Origin of the sequence: Daejeonella sp. H1SJ63, from assembly GCF_029360775.1 — a bacterium.
Taxonomy (GTDB): Bacteria; Bacteroidota; Bacteroidia; order Sphingobacteriales; family Sphingobacteriaceae; genus Daejeonella.
Genome location: NZ_JARKMZ010000054.1, coordinates 1 through 2,760 on the forward strand (window position 1 = coordinate 1; position 2,760 = coordinate 2,760).

The following is a 2,760-nucleotide window of genomic DNA, read 5'->3' on the forward strand; positions in this document are numbered from 1 at the left end:
CTTAGGCCCCGGTGTTACTTTTTCGGACACAAAGAATAATTCCATCGCTAACGGCTATGGCAATGATATGGGCCAGCCAAGTGATGATATCTATTATAAATTCTCATTAAGCAGCAGTGCCGAAGTGAGTATTTCTCATTGCTCATCCGCTTTTGATACATATATGCACCTGCTGGATATCAATGGTAATATCATGGTATCTAATGATGACAACGGGCCCCTGTGTCCAACACTGCAGTCTTCCATCAAAATGCAGCTTAATGCAGGAACCTATTATGTGGTATCAGAAGGTTATTATACCAACAGCGGCGATATAAATACGGTAATAAGCCTGCCCTCAGGTAACGGGGGAATGTTAACAGACTCTTTAACCTATACAAAACATATTGACGGTTATCTGGAAAACTTAAACAAAGCGTATGTACCAACAGGTATATTGTATGAGAGAGCTTATCCATGGGCTTCTTTATTTTCATTTAACGGGTCTTCCTCCAGTGATACAAGTAATTATGAACATTTCTTAAGGGCTTATGAGGAACTGCGTATTGCCAGTTACTCCCCTCAGCAAATACCCCATCCCGATAGTATACCAAGCCTATTGAAGCAGGCATATCAACTCAATAATTACCCGATTGGAGTTTTATTGTACGACTTTAATACCATTGACACCATGGCCGTACAAAATAATCAGTTCTATGTAAGTAACCAGAAGCTGTATGATGTAAACGGAAGAAGCTCTTCTCCCTATATAGCGAACACAGCCGCAGTAATATCTATTCTGGGAAAATTCGGACGCCTGGGAACAAACACATTTACCTTACCTTCGAATTATTATTTTTCTAATAAAGGCCTTAGTATAAATAGCCTGTCAGTTGATTTCGATAATGGAGGTGGCTATATTCCATTACTGCCTGGGGGCTCTGTTACAGTTAATTATTCCGGTACAGGAGATAAGAACATAAAATACATACTATCCCTGTCAAACGGGCAAACATTATATGCTAATTCTACCTATCCGGTAACCGGAATACCAACAATCAGCGGTACTTCAGTATGTACTGCCATTGATTCAATTGAGGTAACTGGAAGGCCATTCAATATATCACAATACACTCCATCCGGGGGTAATGAAGTTACAACAATTAAAGCCTATAAATATTATTCTGCCGCTAACTGCAGTACCAAACAAATAACAAAGCCCATCATATTTCTCGATGGTTTTGATCCAACCAATAGTAGAGATCATGTAAAGATATATAATAATTATATAAACCCTGGCTCATTGAAACTTGGAGATAAACTTCGTAATGAAGGATATGACATCATAATCTTAGATTACAAAGATGGCGGTGATTTCATGGAAAAGAATGCGATGGCTGTGGTGGCAATGCTTGAAAAACTATATCTGGACCATTCTTCGACGATGACCAGTGATTTTGTGGTTATTGGCCCGAGTATGGGTGCGCCTATTGCCCGCTATGCACTCGCCTGGGCTGAAAAAAATGGTATTAATTTGCACAGCAGGTTGTATATTGCTTTTGACGGAGCGCTTCAGGGCGCTAGTATCCCTATTGGTCTGCAGCAGCTTATAAGTTTTGCTTACAAAACTAAACTGGGAAAAACAATGGAAGCAAAATCTCCGTTAAATTGTAATGCTGCTAAACAATTGCTTGTGCATCACTATTCTTCTAACCTGGAAGTGCCTACGCCGCACCGGTATTTTGATATATTCCAGCAAAACTTAAAAAATATTGGTTATCCTGCGAATACCAGGAATGTTGCTATTATTAACGGCTCTAAATCTACAGACCAATCGACCACAAGTGCAAGCCAGGAAGTAATGGCGGTTCGTGTGGATGCACGGTGGCCATTAGGGGATATTATGCGTGTTAAAATGTTTGCCGGCTCTGCCATTGGGCGTAACCGGTCATTAAACTTATTCATCTGGAACCCTGTCGGTAAAATGATTGGAGCTCCCCCCGAAGAAACAGGATATTCTGAGCCATATACTTCCGGCTATAGTTATGATGTAATTCCGGGCGGATATTCAGATACCTATAAGCAAATTTACGATGCAGCTGTAGGTGGGCTGAGTGAATTCTATGCATCGAACCTGGATCCCTGGGGAGGGAAACATCCACGGGTAAAAATAGGCGAGATTTTTGGAATAGATGTTATGCAAAACATTCCAATAGCTAAAAAGAGATTTTATTTTAGTAAGACTACCGACTTGCATTCTTTTGTACCTACAACAAGCGGAGTTGATTTTATTTCTAGTACAACGCAGCGTGTTCTTTTTTATAACTGGGCTAATGAAGATATCGTGTGCAATGGTAAAACTCCTTTCAATGCAGTTTATGCACCTGTTGCGAACCAGGCCCACGTGGAAATTACTGCAGAAAATGCAGTCTGGTTTGAAAATGAAATTAAAGGTCCTCCATATCCCGGGACTGGGAATAACTATTCCATCTCAGGTCCTGATACTTTTTGCGGGAGCCAATTATATTCAATTAATAACCTCCCATCTGGGGCAACAGTCAGCTGGAGTGTCAGTCCATCAGGTATTGCAAGTGCAAGCCCATCCGGGAATTCAGTTACACTTACAAGAATATCAGATGGTTCTGTTACTTTAACAGCAAGTGTTACTTCCACTTGCGGTAATATGAGTATCTCAAAAGCTATTACGGTAGTGCTTCAGACCTTATCTGTTTCAAGTTACGTGGACCGTACCCCTCAGGCAAGTAATTATCAGTACTTAAC

The 2,760-nt window shown here is 40.7% G+C and carries 1 pseudogene; it reads left to right on the forward strand.

Features of this window, described 5'->3' with window-relative positions:
* A pseudogene (locus P2W72_RS15690) lies at nt 1–2,760 on the forward strand (hypothetical protein); the annotation flags it as partial.